This window comes from Acidovorax sp. FG27 (assembly GCF_040365715.1).
In the GTDB taxonomy this organism is placed as follows: Bacteria; Pseudomonadota; Gammaproteobacteria; order Burkholderiales; family Burkholderiaceae_C; genus Paracidovorax.
Map to the genome: position 1 here is coordinate 152901 of NZ_BAABVY010000014.1, position 15375 is coordinate 168275.

Below are 15375 nucleotides of genomic sequence, written 5' to 3' on the forward strand. Positions count from 1 at the left end.
GAATGCCCGAGGTGCCCAGCCAGTGCGCCGTCTGCCATGCCTGGCCGGCCACGCGCCTGTGTGGCGACTGCGTGGCGCGGTTCGCCCTGCCCCGCCCCCGGTGCCGCACCTGCGCACTGCCCCTGCCCGGCGGGGTGGCGCAGTGCGGGCGGTGCGTGCGGCATCCGCCGCCGCTCGACGCCTGCTTCGCCGCGGTGGACTACGGCTACCCCTGGGCAGGCCTGCTGGCGGAATTCAAGTTCCAGCACGACCCGGGCTGGGCCGAGCCGCTGGCGGCCCGGCTGCGGGCCGCGCCGGGCGTGGCGCAGGCGCTGCAGCAGGCCGACTGGCTGCTGCCCGTTCCGCTGTCGGCCGAGCGACTGCGGGAGCGCGGCTTCAACCAGGCCTTGCTGCTGGCCCGGCGGCTGGACCGCGCCCGCACCCGCGGCGACTGGCTGCTGCGCCTGCGCGCCACGCCAGCGCAGGCCAGCCTCACGCGCGCCCAGCGCCTGCGCAACCTGCGCGACGCCTTCGCGCTGGAGCCGCTGGCCGCCGCCCAGGTGGCGGGCCGGCGCGTGATGCTGCTGGACGACGTCATGACCACCGGGGCCACGCTGCAGACGGCGGCGCTGGTGCTGCGGCAGGCGGGCGCCGCCCACGTCACCGGGCTGGTGCTGGCACGCACGGCGTGAAGTGCGTGAAGGGCGTAAAGGGCGGCCATGGAGATACCTTTTGTTGCCCACCCGGAACCCCTTGCGCGCCACGGCCCCTCCGCGCCCCTGAAAATGGCGCCATGTTCCACATCGTCCTCGTCGAGCCCGAAATCCCGCCCAACACCGGCAACGTGATCCGCCTGGCGGCCAACACGGGCTGCACGCTGCATCTGGTGGAGCCGCTCGGTTTCTCGATGGAAGACCGGCTGATGCGGCGGGCCGGCCTCGACTATCACGAGTACACGCCCGTGCGCCGGCATGCCGGCTGGACGGCGCTGCTGCGCGACGAGGAACCCGATCCGGCGCGCATGTTCGCCATGACCACGCACGCCTCGCAATCGGTTTACGAAACCGGCTTCCGGCCCGGCGACTGGCTGGTGTTCGGCGCCGAGACGCGCGGCTTGCCGCCAGAGCTGCGGGAGACCTTTCCGCCGGCGCAGCGCCTGCGGCTGCCCATGATGCCGGGCCAGCGCAGCCTCAACCTGTCGAACGCGGTGGCGGTGACGGTGTTCGAGGCATGGCGGCAGAACAGCTTTCTGCAAAACCCGGCGGCGCCGGCCGAGGGCGCCTGAGCGCCGGCTGCCCTGCCCGGGCAGGGTTCAGGGCGCGGCGCCGTAGTTGCGCGCCAGCGACTCGGCCACGCACACCGGCTTGTCGCCGCCCTCCCGCTCCATGGTCACCTGCCAGGTCATCTGCACGCCGTCGGGCGCGGCCGGCTCCAGCGCCATGAGCATCAGGCGGGCGCGCACCCGGCTGCCGGCCGGCACCGGGGCCGTGAAGCGCACGCGGTTCAGGCCGTAGTTCACGCCCATGCGGGCGCCGGCGATGGTGAAGGCCGCCTCGAAGAAGCGCGGGATGAGCGAGAGCGTGAAAAACCCATGGGCGATGGTGGTGCCGAACGGGCCCTGCGCCGCTCGTTCCGGGTCCACGTGGATCCACTGGTGGTCGCCCGTCGCTTGGGCGAACAGGTCGATCTGCTGCTGCGTCACCGTGATCCAGTCGGTCACGGCCACCTCCTGGCCTACGCAGGCGGCCAGCTCGGAATAGCTCTGGAAGGTTTTCATGCGGCCACTCTAGCGCCGCGCCGGCGCCGGGCGGTGTCGAGCCGGCGACAAGGCCGGGCGCCCGGCCCCGCCCGCGACCGGCCTACGCGGCGTCCAGCCAGTCGCAGATCGGCCGCCACTGCTCCAGGTCGCGCACCACGCGCCCCGGCGCCACGTCGAACAGCGTGAGCCCGTGCGCCGCCAGGTGCACGTAGTTCTGCGTGTCGCGCAGATAGCCCAGCACCGGCAGGCCCAGGCCGCCGACGAATTCCTGCAGCCGGTCGGCCGCCAGCGTGCGCGCGTCCACCCGCATGCCGACGATGCCGACCTGCGCCTGCCCGCCGTGGCGGTGGCTGGCCAGCTCGTCCAGGAAGTCGCGCGTGGCGAAGATGTCGAACACGCTGGGCTGCAGCGGCACGACGATCTTGTCAGCCAGCTTGAGCACGTCCTTGAGCCGCCAGCCGTGCAGGCCGGCGGGCGTGTCCAGCACCGCGTGGGTGGTGCCGTGCGGCGGGCGGGTGATGAGGTCATGCGACACGTCCCATTTGCCGATGGGCCGTGCCTGCGGCGGGCGCTGGCCCAGCCAGAGGTGCGAGGAGCGCTGCCGGTCCGCGTCGCCCAGGATCACGGCGTGCCCCTGGCTGGCGTAATGGCCGGCGATCTGCGTCGACAGCGTGGACTTGCCCACGCCGCCCTTGGGATTGGCGACAACGACCACCGGCATGCGGACCTCCTTGGCGAATGGGTGCGGAAGCGACGACTGGGAACGCGGCCTTGGCGGGCCGGCGTTGTCGATGGTAGCGCCGGCCGGGGGCGGTCTGGCGGAGAGGGCTGAAATTCGATGCCCAATCAGGCTTCGGCGCCGATGCATCAATCGCCCATAGCTATCAAATATATAGCAACTCAGCTGGCGTGCTGCCCGCCGCGCTTGACGAAGAAGAGCCCCGCCCCCACGGCCATCAGCAGGCCGCCGAAGACGCGGTTCTGGTTGCGGGCGGAGCGTGGGCTGCGCATCCAGCGGCGCAGCGCGCTGGCGCTGGCGGCATAGCCGTGCATCACCGCCAAATCCACCGCGACGGTGGTGGCCGCCATGACGAGCAGCTGCGTCCAGAGCGGCCGCGCATCGGTCATGAACTGCGGCAGCACGGCTACCATGAAGATGATGCCTTTGGGATTGGTGGCGTTGGTGAGAAAGCCCGTCAGCACGCGGCGCTGCCAGGGGCCGGCGGTGGCGGGCGAGGCCTCTTCGGCACCGCTCTGCGGCGCCTTGCCACCGGCGCGCCATTGGCTGAAGCCCAGGTAGATGAGGTAGCAGGCGCCCAGCACCTTGACCGCGCTGAACGCCACTTCCGACGCGATCAGCAGCGAGCCCACGCCCGCGCCGGCGATCACCAGGATCAGCAGCAGCCCCAGCTGCAGGCCGGCGATGGTGGCGCTGGTCTTGCGCACGCCGTAGGACAGGCCGTGGCTCATCGACAGCACGGCGCCGGAGCCGGGGGACACCGCGATGAGGCACGACGCGGCGAGAAAGGCGATCCAGGTATGCAGGTCCATGGGGCTCGGGTGGGAAAGGAATCGAAGGGCGGGATTCTAAAGACGCGCGGACGGCGGGCGCGGCCCGGATCGCGCAGGGCGGGCCCGGCACGCACCGATTCCATGCAAAATAGGGCTGCAGCGCCGATGCATCAAGCGCCTGATGCTACCAAATATGTAGCACCAAGTGGCGCTGCCCCGAGCGCATCGCGCCGGCCCCCTCGGTCGCCATTCACGTCACACGGCCCACGCCACCACCTGCGCCCTCCATGGAACACGTCCCCGCCTGGCTCAACTACGGATTTCTCTATCTGGCCGCCGCCGTGGTCGCCGTGCCCATTGCCCGCGCGCTGGGGCTGGGCGCCATCATCGGCTACCTGGCGGCGGGCATCGCCATCGGCCCCTGGGGCCTCGCGCTGGTCAGCAACGTGCAGGACATCCTGCATTTCGCCGAGTTCGGCGTGGTGCTGATGCTGTTCCTGGTCGGGCTGGAGCTGCAGCCCAGCCGGCTCTGGGCGCTGCGCCGGCCCATCTTCGGCCTGGGTTCCGCCCAGGTGCTGGGGTGCGCGGCGCTGCTGTGGCTGGCGGCCTGGGCCTGCGGCGTGGCCTGGTCGATCGCGCTGGTGGCCGCGCTGGGGCTGGCGCTCTCTTCCACGGCGATTGCGCTGCAGACGCTGGCCGAGCGCAATCTGATGCGCACCGACAGCGGACAGAAAGCCTTTTCCATCCTGCTGTTCCAGGACGTGGCGGCCATTCCCATCCTGGCGCTGATGCCGCTGCTGGCAGCCGCCACCGTGGGTGACGGCGGCGGCGCCACGCCCCACCACACACCCGCCGAGATGGCGCTGGAGGCGGCCAAGATCTTCGGCGTGGTGGCCGCCATCGTGCTGGGTGGCCGGCTGGCGCTGCGCCCGCTGCTGCGCTGGATCGCCCGCAGCAGGACGCCGGAGATCTTCACCGCCGCCTCGCTGCTGCTGGTGGTGGGCATCGCCTACCTGATGGTGCTGGTGGGCCTGTCGATGGCTCTCGGCGCCTTTCTGGCCGGCGTGCTGCTGGCCGACAGCGAGTACCGGCGCGAACTGGAGGCCGACATCGAGCCCTTCAAGGGCCTGCTGCTCGGCCTGTTCTTCATCGCCGTGGGCATGTCCATCGACTTCGGCGTGCTGATGCGCTCGCCGGGCCTGATGGCGCTGGTGCTGGTGGGCCTGCTTGCCATCAAGGCCGTGGTGATCTACGCATTGGCGCGGGCCACCGGCACGCCCTACCAGGAGCGGCCGGTGTTCACCCTGCTGCTGGCGCAGGGTGGCGAATTCGCCTTCGTGGTGTTCCAGGCGGCGGCCACGGCCGGCGCGCTGCCGGGCGAAACCGCGTCGCTGCTGATCGGCGCGGTGGCGCTGTCCATGCTGCTGTCGCCGCTGCTGCTGGTGCTGCTGGACCGGGTGCTGCTGCGCCGCTATGCCCAGCTCAAGACCGAGGTGCCGGCCGCCGACAAGATCTCCGAGCCGCAGGAGGCGCCGGTCATCATCGCGGGCTTCGGCCGCTACGGCCAGATCGTCGCGCGGACCATGCTGCTGCAGGGCGTGCCCACCACGGTGCTGGACCACAGCGTGGAGATGCTGGAGGTGGCGCACACCTTCGGCTACCGCGTGTTCTATGGCGACGCCACGCGGCTGGAGCTGCTGCGCATCGCCGGGGCGGCGCAGGCGCGCATCCTGGTCATCGCGGTGGACGACGCCGACCAGTCGCTCAAGATCGCGGGGCTGGCGCGCGAGCATTTTCCCGACCTGCGGATCGTCGCCCGGGCCCGCAACGTGTCGCACTGGAACGCGCTGCGCGACCTGGGCGTGGAGCATGTCGAGCGCGAGGTGTTCGAGTCCAGCCTGAAGACGGCGCGCACGGTGCTGGAGCTGATGGGCCTGCCGGCCGAGGACGCCCAGCGCGTGGCCGACCGCTTCCGCGAACACAACATCGCCCTGGCCAACCGCATGTACCCGCACCACAAGGACCAGGAGAAGTTCATCGCCGTGGCGCGGCAGGGTCGCCAGCAGCTGGTGGAGCAGATGGCGAAGGAGCGGCAGGAAGAAGAAGCTGCGCGCGCCCAGGCGTCATCGCCGAAAAACAACATAGATGAAAATCATTCTCATTAGAATGCTTGCCGTGCCGCGTTCACCCCGCTAATGCTCACCCAGGATGGGACAAGGCCGGCACCCCCTTCTCATTCGTCAGCCTCTTCGATTCCGTCCATGACCCCTGCTTCGCACCTCCTTGCCGTGCCCGCGCTGCCGCGCGCGCGCGCCTGCCCCTCTCCGGCATCGCCGCTGCGCCGCCGCAAGGCGGCCCCCACGCTGTGGGCCCTGAGCCCGCTGGCGCTGTGCCTGTCGCAGGCCGCGCTGGCCCAGGCGTCTCCCGACGCGGCGCCGCAGCTGCAGGAAGTGCGCATCAACGCCAGCACCGAGAAGGACGTGGGCTTCGCGCCCGCCGAGGCGCAGACCGCCGGCAAGGCGCCCATGCGCCGGCTGGAGACGCCGCAGTCGGTGAGCGTGGTGACGCGCGAGCAGATGGAATCGCGCCAGATCACCAACATGCAGCAGGCGCTGCAGACGGTGGCCGGCGTGAGCCCGGTGAACTTCGGGCGGCGCGGCTTCGACGACATCAACATCCGCGGCTTTCGCTCCACCGAATCGATCCTCATCGACGGCCTGGTGCAGAGCCCGGGCATGTGGACGCGGCTCACGCCCTACGGCTACGAGCGGTTCGAGGTGCTCAAGGGCGCGGCCTCGGTGCTCTATGGCCAGGTACAGCCCGGCGGCATCGTCAACGCCGTGAGCAAGCGGCCCAAGCGCGACGCGCTGAGCGAGGTGGGCGTGGAGGTGGGCAGCTATGGCCAGCGCACCCTGCAGGCCGACGTGAACCGGCCGCTGAACGAATCGGGCAAGGCGGCCTTGCGCATCAACGCGCAGGTCTCCAACAGCGACGACCCGACCGACTTCGTCTATCGCCGCGACCGCTGGATCGCCCCGTCCCTGTCGCTGGACCTGGGCACGCAGACCGATCTGGTGCTGTTCGCCACCTACAGCCAGAGCAACTGGATGCGCCAGCAGGGCATCACGCCCTACGGCACCGTGCTGCCCAACCGCAACGGCCCCGTGCCCACCACGCTCTACACCGGCGACCCGAGCTTCGGCCACTACGACATTCAGAGCACTTCGATCGGCTACGCGCTGGAGCACCGCTTCTCGCCCGCGCTGACGCTGCGCCAGAACGTACGCTACGAGTCCGAGAAGGGCGACGGCAACTTCGTCTCCAACCTGGCGCTGCAGCCCAACCAGCGCCTGCAGAACCGCCAGGCCACCCGCCAGTACCTGGACGACGACATGCTCGCCACCGACACCTCGCTGCTGTCGCAGTTCGCGGCGCTGGGCGTGCAGCACCGCGTGGTGACGGGGCTGGACGCCCGCACCAGCCACAGCTACCAGGGTCAGCGCCGCTGCACCATCGGCGCGCTGAACCTGTTCAATCCGGTCTATGGCGTGGCGACGAGCTGCCCTGTCAACCTGACCGCCGACGCGCCAGAAAAGCTGAGCGTGCTGGGCCTCTACGCCCAGGACCAGATCAAGCTCAACCCGCAGTGGACGGCACTGGTCGGCCTGCGCCGCGACTGGTCCACCAGCGACATCGACAACCGGCTGACCCGCGTGCAGACGCGCCAGAAGGACGCGGCCACCACGATGTCCGCCGGGCTGGTATATGAGTTCACGCCCGGCTGGGCGGCCTACACCAGCTATGGCGAGTCCTTCCTGCCCGTGTCGGGCGCGGCCTTCGGCGGAGCCCCCTTCCAGCCCGAAACCGGCAAGCAGTGGGAAGCCGGGCTGAAGTACGAGCAGCCCGGCGGCGGGCTGACGGGCTCGCTCGCGCTCTTCGATCTCAAGCGCAAAAACGTCACCACCGCCGACCCCGCCAACACGGGCTTCAGCGTGCAGACCGGCGAGCAGCGCGCCCGGGGCCTGGAGCTGGAAGTGGGCGCCGATCTGCGCCGCAACCTGAAGCTGACCGGCGCCTACACGTATACCGACACCGAGGTCACCCGCGACAACAACGCCGCCATCGTGGGGCTGCCGCTGAACCTGACGCCGCGCCACACGCTGGCGCTGTGGGCCACGTACAAGCTGCCGCAAATGCCGCAACTCACGCTGGGCGCGGGCGCCCGCCATGTCAGCGAGCAGATCGGCTCGTATCCGTTCACCCTGCCGGCCTACACCGTGGTCGACCTGTCGGTGGGCTATGCCGGTTCCAACTACCGCATCACCGCCGGGGTGAAGAACGCGTTCGACCGGGCGTACTACGACGGCGCCATCAATGCCAACGTGGTGTCGCCCGCGATGCCGCGCAGCTTCACCCTGGGTCTGACGTACTTCTTCTGAACGCCGCCAGCGCGGGGCCCGCGGAGGGCGTGTGGGGGACCACAATGGATCGACACGAGCGAGGCCCAGGCCGCGCTTGGCAGTACGGCCAACTTCTTCCCGGGTGGCCGCTTTTTATTCATAGATAGCTGTTTTTCATGACTTATCGGCTTCTGGTGAATTAGATAGGCACAACTGCTCGATGTCCAAAGCCAGCTCGTATTCATAGATGTGCTTTTTCGGCAATTCCTCTATCATCTATGAATGCCGAGACAGACCACGCCACCTTCTGACTACCCGCAGGCGGTGCTGCGGGAGATCGAACAGCTCGGGCAGCACATCGCCATCGCACGCAAGCGGCGCAAGGAAACGCAGGCGCAGTGGGCGCAGCGGCTGGGTGTGTCCCAGCCCACGATGGCCCGTATAGAGCGGGGCGACCCCTCCGTGGCGATGGCGTCGTATGCGATGTGCATGTGGCTCATCAACCAGGCCGAGGGTCTGGCCGACATCGTGGCCCCGCACAAAGACCTGCATTCGCTGGAGCAGGAGGTCGCCCGGGCGCATCCCCGTGCCGGCCCTCGCCCGGCGGCAGGCAGGCCGGCCGCGCCCGCCCAGGTGGCGGAGCGGGCGGCACCCGGTTGGTCGGCCCCTCCCGGCGGGCGCCCGGCCCTTGCAGCCGCGGGCCTTGCTTCGCTCATCACGGGTGTGAAGAAGCCGCGGCCATGAAGCCCTCGCACGTCTCGCCACGCACCTACGTGCCGCAGGACGAGCTGTTCGTCTGGACGCTGGTCAACCCGGCTGCCCCGGTGCTGACCGGCTCGCTGGCCCTCTCGCAGCTGGTGCCCAACTGCGCAGCCTTCACCTACGCGGCCGACTGGTGGGAATTCGCCCTGAGCGAGGACCTGCCCCTGCTCGCCGGCCAGACGTTCAGTGCGGCGCGCAAGGACAGCGCGCCCGGCGCCATCGACGACGCCCGGCCCGACCGCTGGGGCGAACGCATCATCCGGCACATCGACCGGCCGGCGCGGCTGTCGATTCTGGAGATGCTCCTGTTCGCGGGGGACGACCGTTTCGGCGCCTTGGGCGTGTCCACTTCCGCCGACCGCTACCTGCCGCGCCGCGTCGGGCCCTACCCCCGCCTGCGCGACCTGGGCGCGCTGGCGCGGGCGATGGAAGAGGTCCAGGAACAGGCTCCCGTCACCCCGGACATCCAGCGCCTGGTGCAACCGGGCGTGACCCTGGGCGGCGCCCGGCCCAAGGCGCTGATGCAGACCGCCAGCGGCCCCTGCGTGGTCAAGTTCGCCGAGCTGGGCGACCCGGTGGACACGCCGCTCATCGAACATGCCACCATGACCCTGGCGGCGCGGGCGGGCATCCACGTGGCTACGACGGACGTGCTGCCCCTGCCTTCGCGGGGCCCGGGTGGCAAGCGGCGCCACGCGCTGACCATCGAGCGCTTCGACCGGATGGACCTGCACGGCCTGCCGTTGCGGCTGCACTGCATTTCCGCCAGAACGGCGCTGGCCGCGGCAGGGCTGCCTGAGAGCTACGGCGCCCTGGCCACGGTGCTGCTGCGGCTGGCGCACCCGGACCGGCAGAGAGGGCTGCGCGAAGAGCTGTTCCAGCGCATGGTGTTCAACATCCTGGTCGACAACACCGATGACCATGAGCGCAACCACTGCCTGCGGCTGGGCCTGGACGGCCACTACGACCTTTGCCCCGCGTTCGACGTGGTGCCCACGCTCCAGAACATGGGCTACCAGGCGATGGAGGTGGGGCACGACGGCGCGCGGTCGTCCCTGGACAACGCGCTCACCCAGCTGAGCGAGTACGGGCTTCGGCGCGGCCGGGCCATCGAGCTGGTGCAGGCCGTGGCCCGCACGGTCGACCAGTGGGCGGCGCACTTCATGGGCCACGGGGTCGGCGACGCCGACATGGAGCTGCTGCAAGCCAGCATCGACCGCGACTTCCTGAAAACCCAGCGTAAGGCGTTTTGCTGAACGCCACCCGCTTGGGCGGCGCCAGCGCCGAACGCCGACATCGACGTCTGCCGCCGGCCTACAACGGCGAGGCGCGATGGCGGCGACAGTGCACTGTATCCATTTCATCCAAGGACGTTCTCATGAAAACCCAAGTCATCGCAGCCCTCTTCGCTTCCAGCTTCCTCGTGTGCGCCGGCGCCCAGGCCCAAGGCATGACGGGCGATCAGCACAAGGCCTCCAAGGCCCAGATCGAAGCGACCTACAAGTCGGACAAGGCGCAGTGCGACACCCTGAAGGACAACGCCAAGGACGTGTGCGAAAAGCAGGCCGAGGCCAAGGAAAAGCTCGCCAAGGCCGAACTGGAGCAGCAGTACAAGCCAAGCGCATCCCACGCCCGCAAGGTGGCCGAAGTGCGCGCCGAAGGCATGTACGAAGTCGCCAAGGAAAAGTGCGACGACCAGAGCGGCGATGCCAAGAATGCTTGCGAAAAGCAGGCCAAGGCCGACCATGAGAAGGCCAAGGCCGACATCAAGGCCACCAAGTACTGATGACCCCACCGGGCACCCGATGGGCGCCCGGTTGGAACCATCGAAAGCAACAAGCCCCGCCGGGATGCGAGCGAAGCGCTCGCCCCAGCGGGGCTTTTTACATGGGGCGGGATGGAACGGCGAAGTGCCCGCGCCTCATGCCACCCGTCAGTCCACGCTGGCGCCCGACTCCCGCACCACCTTGCCCCACTTCACCGCCTCCTGCTGGATGAATGCGGCGAACTGCTCGGGCGTTTCACCGGCCGTCTCGGCGCCTTGCTCGTTGATCTTCTTCTTGATGTCGGGCTGCGCCAGCACCTTCACCAGGGCCTTGTTCAACTGGCCGACGATCGGAGCCGGAGTGGCCGCCGGCGCGAACATGCCGAACCACGACGTGGCCTCGTAGCCGGGCACGCCCGCTTCGGCGATGGTCGGCACGTCGGGCAGTTCGGGCGAGCGCTTGGCTGTGGTCACCGCGATGGCGCGCAGCTTGCCCGAGCGCACGTGCTGGATGGCCGAGGGCATGTTGTCGAACATGATCGCGATCTGGTTGCCCAGCAGGTCGGTCACGGCCGGCGCGCTGCCCTTGTAGGGCACGTGCTGCATGTCCACCTTGGCCATGCTCTTGAACAGCTCGCCCGACAGGTGGATGGAGCTGCCGCTGCCCGAGGAGCCGAAGTTGATCTTGCCCGGGTTGGCCTTGGCATAGGCGATCAGCTCCTGCACCGTCTTGAAGGGCTGGGCCGGGTTGGCCACCAGCAGGTTGGGCACGTTGGCCACGCGGGTCAACGGCGCGAAGTCCTTGACCGGATCGAACGGCATCTTCTTGTAGAGCGCGGCGTTGATGGCGTGCGTGCCCACCGTGCCCATGAAGAGCGTGTAGCCGTCGGCCGGCGCGCGCGCCGCCGCCTGGCCGCCGATGTTGCCGCCCGCGCCGGCGCGGTTGTCCACCACCACCGACTGGCCCAGCTCGGCCGTAAGGCCCTGGGCGATGACGCGCGCCAGGATGTCGGTGGTGCCGCCGGCCGCGAAGGGCACGATGATGGTGATGGGCTTGGTGGGAAAAGCCTGGGCGGCTGCAAGCGTGGGCCACAGGGCGCAGGCGGCAGCGGCGGCCAGCAGGCCGCGGCGGAAGGTGAAATGGGCGATGGTCATGGTTGTCTCCTCAGGTCTCTGATGGATGGTGAAGAAGGTGGAGGCGCTGCCGCTGCGTCATTCCTGCACGATGGACGACGGGTGGTTGGCCAGTGGCGTCACCTTGATCTCCATGTACGGGAACAGCGGCAGGCCGCTCAGGATGGTGTGCAGCTCGTCGTTGCCGGACACGTCGAAGATGCTCACGTTGGCGTATTCGCCGACGACGCGCCACAGGTGGCGCCATTTGCCGTCGCGCTGCAGTTGCTGCGAGTACTCCTTTTCCTTGCGCTTGATCTCGTCGGCCACTTCGGGAGCCAGCGTGGACGGGATGCGGACGGTCATTTCGGCCATGAACAGCATGGGGTTGCTCCTTGAAAGAAAGGTGGAGAGGCGAAAACGTAAGGCGGTAAGCGGTTCAGAGATGCGGCCAGACCAGCATGGTCACGGCGTAGATGGCGCCCACGAGCAGCATGGAGACCACCGTGTAGCCCATGATGTCCTTGAGCTTGAGCTTGGAGAGCGCCAGCGCCGGCAGGATCCAGAACGGCTGCACGAGGTCGTTCCAGCCATTGCCCAGCATCACCGACATCGCCGTCTGCGCCTGCGAGGCGCCGAGCGTGGTGGCCGCATTGATCATGAACGGGCCCTGCAGCACCCAGTGGCCGCCGCCCGAAGGCGCGAAGAAGTTGATGACGAAGGAGCTGACCAGGCCCCAGAGCGGCAGCGTGGCGGCGGTGGAGATATTCACGAAGACATGGGCAATCGATTCCACCAGGCCGGAGCCGTGCATGATCGCCATGATCCCGGCGTAGAACGGGAACTGCAGGATGATCCCGCCGATGGTCTTCACGCCCTCGTTGACCTTCTCCACGTACTTCATCGGCGTGCCCAGCAGCAGCACGCCAAGGAACAGGATGAAGAAGTTGATCATGTTCAGGTCGAGGTTGCCGCCTTTCATGAAGTGCATGGCCACGTACGCCATGCCGCACAGGCCGATCAAGAGGCTGAGCACGCGGCTGTTGTTCAGGCGCCAAGCCAGCGTCTTCTCGTCGCCCAGCAACCCTTCGGCGCTGGCGGCGGGCTTCGCATCGGCCACGGTGGCCGGGTCCAGCTCGACGACCTTCTCGCCGGCCTTGGGGTGCATGGTGGCGTTCAGCAGCGGCAGCGCGATCAGCACGGCCAGGCTGGTCAGCAAAATGGGGGCGGAGAAGATCGTCTGCGTGAGCGGGATCAGCCCCATCGTGCCCTCGAAGGCATGGCCCTTGGTGGAGATGAGTACGGGGATCGTCGCCGAGAAGCCCAGGCTGTACATGGTGAAGCCGGTATAGGCCGCCGCGATGATGAGCGGGTAGTGCACGCCCTTCACTTTCAGCGCCAGCTTGCGCGCCATGATGCCGCCGATCACGAGACCGAAGCCCCAGTTGAGGTAGCTGCCTACGCAGCCCACGATCGTCGCGACGATGATGGCCTGGCGCGGCGTGCTGACCCGCGCCGCGATGCGGTCGAGAAAACGGTCCACGATGGGCGCGGCCGCCAGCACGTAGCCCATCACCAGGATGACGGCCATCTGCGTGGTGAAGGCCAGCAGGCTCCAGAAGCCCTTGCCCCAGTCCTGCACCACGGCATCGATGGGGCGGCTTTCCACGCCGAAGGCGAGCGCCATGGTGAGCAGCGTGAGCATGATCGCGAAGACGAACGGATCGGGCAGGTAGCGCCGCATCAGCTCGGTGAAGAAGGCGGTGATTTTCGACATGTGACTTGTCTCTTCGGTGTTGTGAGTTTTTGAGAAAGAGAGAGCGGGCGATGGCGGCCGTCAGACCCCGGCTACACCGACGGTCATGCCGCCGCACACGTACAGCACCTGCCCCGTGACGAAGCCGCTGCGCTCGTCGAGCAGATAGGAGACGGCATGCGCCACGTCGTCTGGCGTGCCCACGCGCTTGACGGGCACCGCGTCGATGATGGCCTGCGTGCGCGGCGCATCGGGCGGGTTGGCGCGGTCGAACAGCTCCGTGCGGATGGGCCCCGGGCCGATGGCGTTGGCCGTGATGCCGTGGCGTCCCAGCTCCAGCGCCCAGACGCGCGTCATGCCGATCAGGCCGGCCTTGGTGGCCGAATACGCGGTGCGCAGCTCCTTGCCCAGCGCGGCGCGCGAAGACATGTTCACGATGCGCCCGAAGCCGGCCGCCTGCATGCCCGGCAGCAGCGCCTGCATGCACTGCAGGCTGCAGCGCAGGTTCAGCGCCACGGCCAGGTCGAACTGCTCCAGCGTCTGCTCGGCCGCCTCGGCCGGCACCACGATGCCGACGTTGTTGACCAGCCGCGTGATGGGGCCGCCGGCCAGCGCCTGCTGCAGCGCGCGGGCGGTCTCGGCGGGGTTCGACAGGTCGGCCTGGATGCCGCCGGGCACGTGGTCCACCCTGCGGTCGATGACGACCGGCTCGTAGCCGTCGGCGCGGCAGCGTTCGGCCGTGGCCGCGCCGATGCCGGCGCCGCCGCCAGTGATGAGTACGCGTTCGGGTGCAGGTGCGTGGGTCATGGATGAAAGTCCTTTACTGCGGGGTTGATGGCGCCGGCTCAGAGAAAGCACTGGCCGGCCACATACGCCTTGCGCCAGCGTGTGAGCGTCACGCGCTCGAACAGGCCGGCCGCATGGAACGGATCGGCTTCGATGAACCGCTGCGCTTGCTCGCGCGAGTCCAGCGCCACCACATAGAGGCCGCCGCCCAGGTCCTTGCCGTCGTCGTCCAGCTTGGCGCCGCACGCCAGCAGCAGCTCCTTGTGCTGGTCCAGGAATTCGAGGTGCGCGGCGCGGTGGGCCTGGCGCACTGGCTGGTGGCCGGGCTTGTCGAAGGTTTCGATGATGTAGGGCATGGCGGGGCCTTCAAGAGGTGTACGAACACAGGGCGCGGCAGGCCGACGCCCCGGGGCACCCCCGAGGCCGGCTTGCTGCGTCACGACGGCAGAAAAGCGGCGGCTCAGACCGTGGCGACAGGCGTCACGGGCGAGCCCACGGCACCGGGCAGGTTCAGCGGCGGCGCCGTCAGCAAAAAGCGGTGGCGGCCCCGGGCGCGCAGCCATGCGGCGAGCGGTGTGAGATGCCACAACTCGCCCAGATGCACGCCCAGCTTGAAAAGGCAGTGCTCGTGCAGCGGCAGCGCGGCGCAGCAGGCCGGGCCCGGACGGGCGGGCAGGCCCTCCACCGCATAGTTGTCGGCGGCGATGGCGGCGACCTGGCTGTCGGTGATCCACTGCAGCAGCCGCTCGTCGCGGCCGTCCAGCACAGCGCAGGCGTTCTGCAGCACGGCCGGGTCGGGGTGGCGGCGCATGCCCAGCACCACGTCGGCAAAGCCGGTGTGCAGGCAGACCATGTCGCCCGGCTCCACCGCCACACCGTCGGCCTCCAGCACGCGCATCAGCGTGTCGTAGCCGACCAGCGTGCGCGCGTCGCCCAGGTGGGCGCGCAGGTCGATCATCACGCCGCGGCCCTGCACGCCCGTGCGGGCCATGTTCTCGATGCCCAGCGCATGCGCGGCCGAGGTGCTGGCGCCGGCCGCGCCCGGCGTGGCGGGTACGCCCGTATCGTCCAGATGCTGCGGGCCGACCACGTGGCGCCCGGCCGCATAGCCGTTGTAGTAGAGCGCCTCGGGCAGGCCGTCGCCGTTGGCGTCGAACATCGAGCCGGCGTGCGCCAGGCTGTCCCACTGCGTGGAGTACTGCAGGTACAGGATGGCCAGGTCGTCGGACATGACGTCGGTGCGCCCCGCGTCCAGTTCGGCCAGCAGGCAGTTGAAGTTGACCAGCCCCCTGCGCACCGTGGGCCGCAGCACGGGCGGATGGCGTGCCGGGTTGAGCGCGCTGCCGCCGGGGTAATCCAGCGGCAGGCTGAGCGCGAAGCTGAGCCCTTCGCGCACCTCGGCCACGCCCTGGCGCACCTTCTCGGGCGTCAGCAGGTTCAGGCGGCCCAACTGGTCGTCGGGCCCGAAGTCACCCCAGGTGGAGCCGGCCGGGCGGTGCTTCCAGCGGGGGTGGGCTGTTTGCGGCTGGTCCATCGGCACGCT

At 69.2% G+C, this 15375-nt stretch carries 16 protein-coding genes; 7 read left to right on the forward strand and 9 right to left on the reverse strand.

Translation table 11 applies throughout. The features are described from left to right. Positions 1–2 precede the first annotated feature (2 nt). Positions 3–671 carry a ComF family protein gene (locus ABWV53_RS19445; protein ID WP_353367835.1) on the forward strand — a complete coding sequence of 223 codons (669 nt, stop codon included), beginning with the start codon at positions 3–5 and terminating at the stop codon, positions 669–671. Positions 672–772: 101 nt separating this feature from the next. After that, positions 773–1264 (forward strand): tRNA (cytidine(34)-2'-O)-methyltransferase, encoded by a 492-nt coding sequence (locus tag ABWV53_RS19450; RefSeq protein WP_353367787.1) that lies wholly within the window; start codon positions 773–775, stop codon positions 1262–1264. Positions 1265–1291: 27 nt separating this feature from the next. Here the strand turns inward: ABWV53_RS19450 and ABWV53_RS19455 are convergent, their stop codons facing one another. From ABWV53_RS19455 to ABWV53_RS19465, 3 genes are all read right to left on the reverse strand, one after another. Beyond that, positions 1292–1756 carry a MaoC family dehydratase gene (locus ABWV53_RS19455; protein WP_353367788.1) on the reverse strand — a complete coding sequence of 155 codons (465 nt, stop codon included), beginning with the start codon at positions 1754–1756 and terminating at the stop codon, positions 1292–1294. A gap of 82 nt (positions 1757–1838) precedes the next feature. Continuing rightward, entirely contained in the window at positions 1839–2459 is a 621-nt protein-coding gene (locus tag ABWV53_RS19460; RefSeq protein ID WP_353367789.1) for a nucleotide-binding protein, read from the reverse strand. A gap of 179 nt (positions 2460–2638) precedes the next feature. Beyond that, entirely contained in the window at positions 2639–3289 is a 651-nt protein-coding gene (locus tag ABWV53_RS19465) for a LysE family transporter (RefSeq protein WP_353367790.1), read from the reverse strand. 248 nt (positions 3290–3537) lie between these two features. Between ABWV53_RS19465 and kefC the strand changes: the two genes are divergently transcribed. From kefC to ABWV53_RS19490, 5 genes are all read left to right on the forward strand, one after another. Then, entirely contained in the window at positions 3538–5415 is a 1878-nt protein-coding gene (gene kefC, locus ABWV53_RS19470; protein WP_353367791.1) for a glutathione-regulated potassium-efflux system protein KefC, read from the forward strand. Positions 5416–5511: 96 nt separating this feature from the next. Continuing rightward, complete coding sequence (locus ABWV53_RS19475) at positions 5512–7689, forward strand: TonB-dependent siderophore receptor (RefSeq protein ID WP_353367792.1); 2178 nt, start codon at positions 5512–5514, stop codon at positions 7687–7689. Positions 7690–7932: 243 nt separating this feature from the next. After that, the gene (locus ABWV53_RS19480) at positions 7933–8394 is read left to right on the forward strand and encodes a helix-turn-helix transcriptional regulator (RefSeq protein ID WP_353367793.1); all 462 of its coding nucleotides are present in this window, start codon (positions 7933–7935) and stop codon (positions 8392–8394) included. Then, on the forward strand, positions 8391–9668 hold the full coding sequence (locus tag ABWV53_RS19485; protein WP_353367794.1) for a type II toxin-antitoxin system HipA family toxin: 1278 nt from the start codon (positions 8391–8393) through the stop codon (positions 9666–9668). Before ABWV53_RS19480 ends, ABWV53_RS19485 begins: the two co-directional genes overlap by 4 nt. Positions 9669–9790: 122 nt before the next feature. Next, entirely contained in the window at positions 9791–10198 is a 408-nt protein-coding gene (locus ABWV53_RS19490) for a hypothetical protein (protein WP_353367795.1), read from the forward strand. 147 nt (positions 10199–10345) lie between these two features. Here the strand turns inward: ABWV53_RS19490 and ABWV53_RS19495 are convergent, their stop codons facing one another. The 6 genes from ABWV53_RS19495 to ABWV53_RS19520 all read right to left on the reverse strand — a co-directional run bounded on the left by ABWV53_RS19495 (position 10346) and on the right by ABWV53_RS19520 (position 15366). Further along, on the reverse strand, positions 10346–11332 hold the full coding sequence (locus ABWV53_RS19495; protein ID WP_353367796.1) for a tripartite tricarboxylate transporter substrate binding protein: 987 nt from the start codon (positions 11330–11332) through the stop codon (positions 10346–10348). Positions 11333–11389: 57 nt separating this feature from the next. Then, positions 11390–11674: a muconolactone Delta-isomerase gene (catC, locus tag ABWV53_RS19500; RefSeq protein WP_011796968.1), complete on the reverse strand. Its 285-nt coding sequence runs from the start codon at positions 11672–11674 to the stop codon at positions 11390–11392. A 55-nt stretch (positions 11675–11729) separates the two neighbouring features. Continuing rightward, the gene (locus tag ABWV53_RS19505) at positions 11730–13067 is read right to left on the reverse strand and encodes a short-chain fatty acid transporter (RefSeq protein ID WP_353367797.1); all 1338 of its coding nucleotides are present in this window, start codon (positions 13065–13067) and stop codon (positions 11730–11732) included. Between the two features lie 60 nt (positions 13068–13127). Next, positions 13128–13853, reverse strand: a complete 726-nt coding sequence (locus ABWV53_RS19510) for an SDR family oxidoreductase (RefSeq protein ID WP_353367798.1) — start codon at positions 13851–13853, stop codon at positions 13128–13130. Positions 13854–13891: 38 nt separating this feature from the next. Further along, complete coding sequence (locus ABWV53_RS19515; RefSeq protein ID WP_353367799.1) at positions 13892–14188, reverse strand: YciI family protein; 297 nt, start codon at positions 14186–14188, stop codon at positions 13892–13894. A 104-nt stretch (positions 14189–14292) separates the two neighbouring features. After that, positions 14293–15366 (reverse strand): cyclase family protein, encoded by a 1074-nt coding sequence (locus ABWV53_RS19520; protein WP_353367800.1) that lies wholly within the window; start codon positions 15364–15366, stop codon positions 14293–14295. Positions 15367–15375 lie beyond the last annotated feature (9 nt).

What these genes read in the sequence shown, in the direction of transcription:
- ABWV53_RS19505 (WP_353367797.1), bottom strand. Translation starts at nt 13,067, where the DNA reads ATGTCGAAAATCACCGCCTTCTTCACCGAGCTGATGCGGCGCTACCTG.
- ABWV53_RS19450 (WP_353367787.1), top strand. Translation starts at nt 773, where the DNA reads ATGTTCCACATCGTCCTCGTCGAGCCCGAAATCCCGCCCAACACCGGC.
- ABWV53_RS19445 (WP_353367835.1), top strand. Translation starts at nt 3, where the DNA reads ATGCCCGAGGTGCCCAGCCAGTGCGCCGTCTGCCATGCCTGGCCGGCC.
- kefC (WP_353367791.1), top strand. Translation starts at nt 3,538, where the DNA reads ATGGAACACGTCCCCGCCTGGCTCAACTACGGATTTCTCTATCTGGCC.
- ABWV53_RS19495 (WP_353367796.1), bottom strand. Translation starts at nt 11,332, where the DNA reads ATGACCATCGCCCATTTCACCTTCCGCCGCGGCCTGCTGGCCGCCGCT.
- ABWV53_RS19520 (WP_353367800.1), bottom strand. Translation starts at nt 15,366, where the DNA reads ATGGACCAGCCGCAAACAGCCCACCCCCGCTGGAAGCACCGCCCGGCC.
- ABWV53_RS19485 (WP_353367794.1), top strand. Translation starts at nt 8,391, where the DNA reads ATGAAGCCCTCGCACGTCTCGCCACGCACCTACGTGCCGCAGGACGAG.
- ABWV53_RS19465 (WP_353367790.1), bottom strand. Translation starts at nt 3,289, where the DNA reads ATGGACCTGCATACCTGGATCGCCTTTCTCGCCGCGTCGTGCCTCATC.
- ABWV53_RS19455 (WP_353367788.1), bottom strand. Translation starts at nt 1,756, where the DNA reads ATGAAAACCTTCCAGAGCTATTCCGAGCTGGCCGCCTGCGTAGGCCAG.
- ABWV53_RS19475 (WP_353367792.1), top strand. Translation starts at nt 5,512, where the DNA reads ATGACCCCTGCTTCGCACCTCCTTGCCGTGCCCGCGCTGCCGCGCGCG.
- ABWV53_RS19480 (WP_353367793.1), top strand. Translation starts at nt 7,933, where the DNA reads ATGCCGAGACAGACCACGCCACCTTCTGACTACCCGCAGGCGGTGCTG.
- ABWV53_RS19510 (WP_353367798.1), bottom strand. Translation starts at nt 13,853, where the DNA reads ATGACCCACGCACCTGCACCCGAACGCGTACTCATCACTGGCGGCGGC.
- catC (WP_011796968.1), bottom strand. Translation starts at nt 11,674, where the DNA reads ATGCTGTTCATGGCCGAAATGACCGTCCGCATCCCGTCCACGCTGGCT.
- ABWV53_RS19515 (WP_353367799.1), bottom strand. Translation starts at nt 14,188, where the DNA reads ATGCCCTACATCATCGAAACCTTCGACAAGCCCGGCCACCAGCCAGTG.
- ABWV53_RS19460 (WP_353367789.1), bottom strand. Translation starts at nt 2,459, where the DNA reads ATGCCGGTGGTCGTTGTCGCCAATCCCAAGGGCGGCGTGGGCAAGTCC.
- ABWV53_RS19490 (WP_353367795.1), top strand. Translation starts at nt 9,791, where the DNA reads ATGAAAACCCAAGTCATCGCAGCCCTCTTCGCTTCCAGCTTCCTCGTG.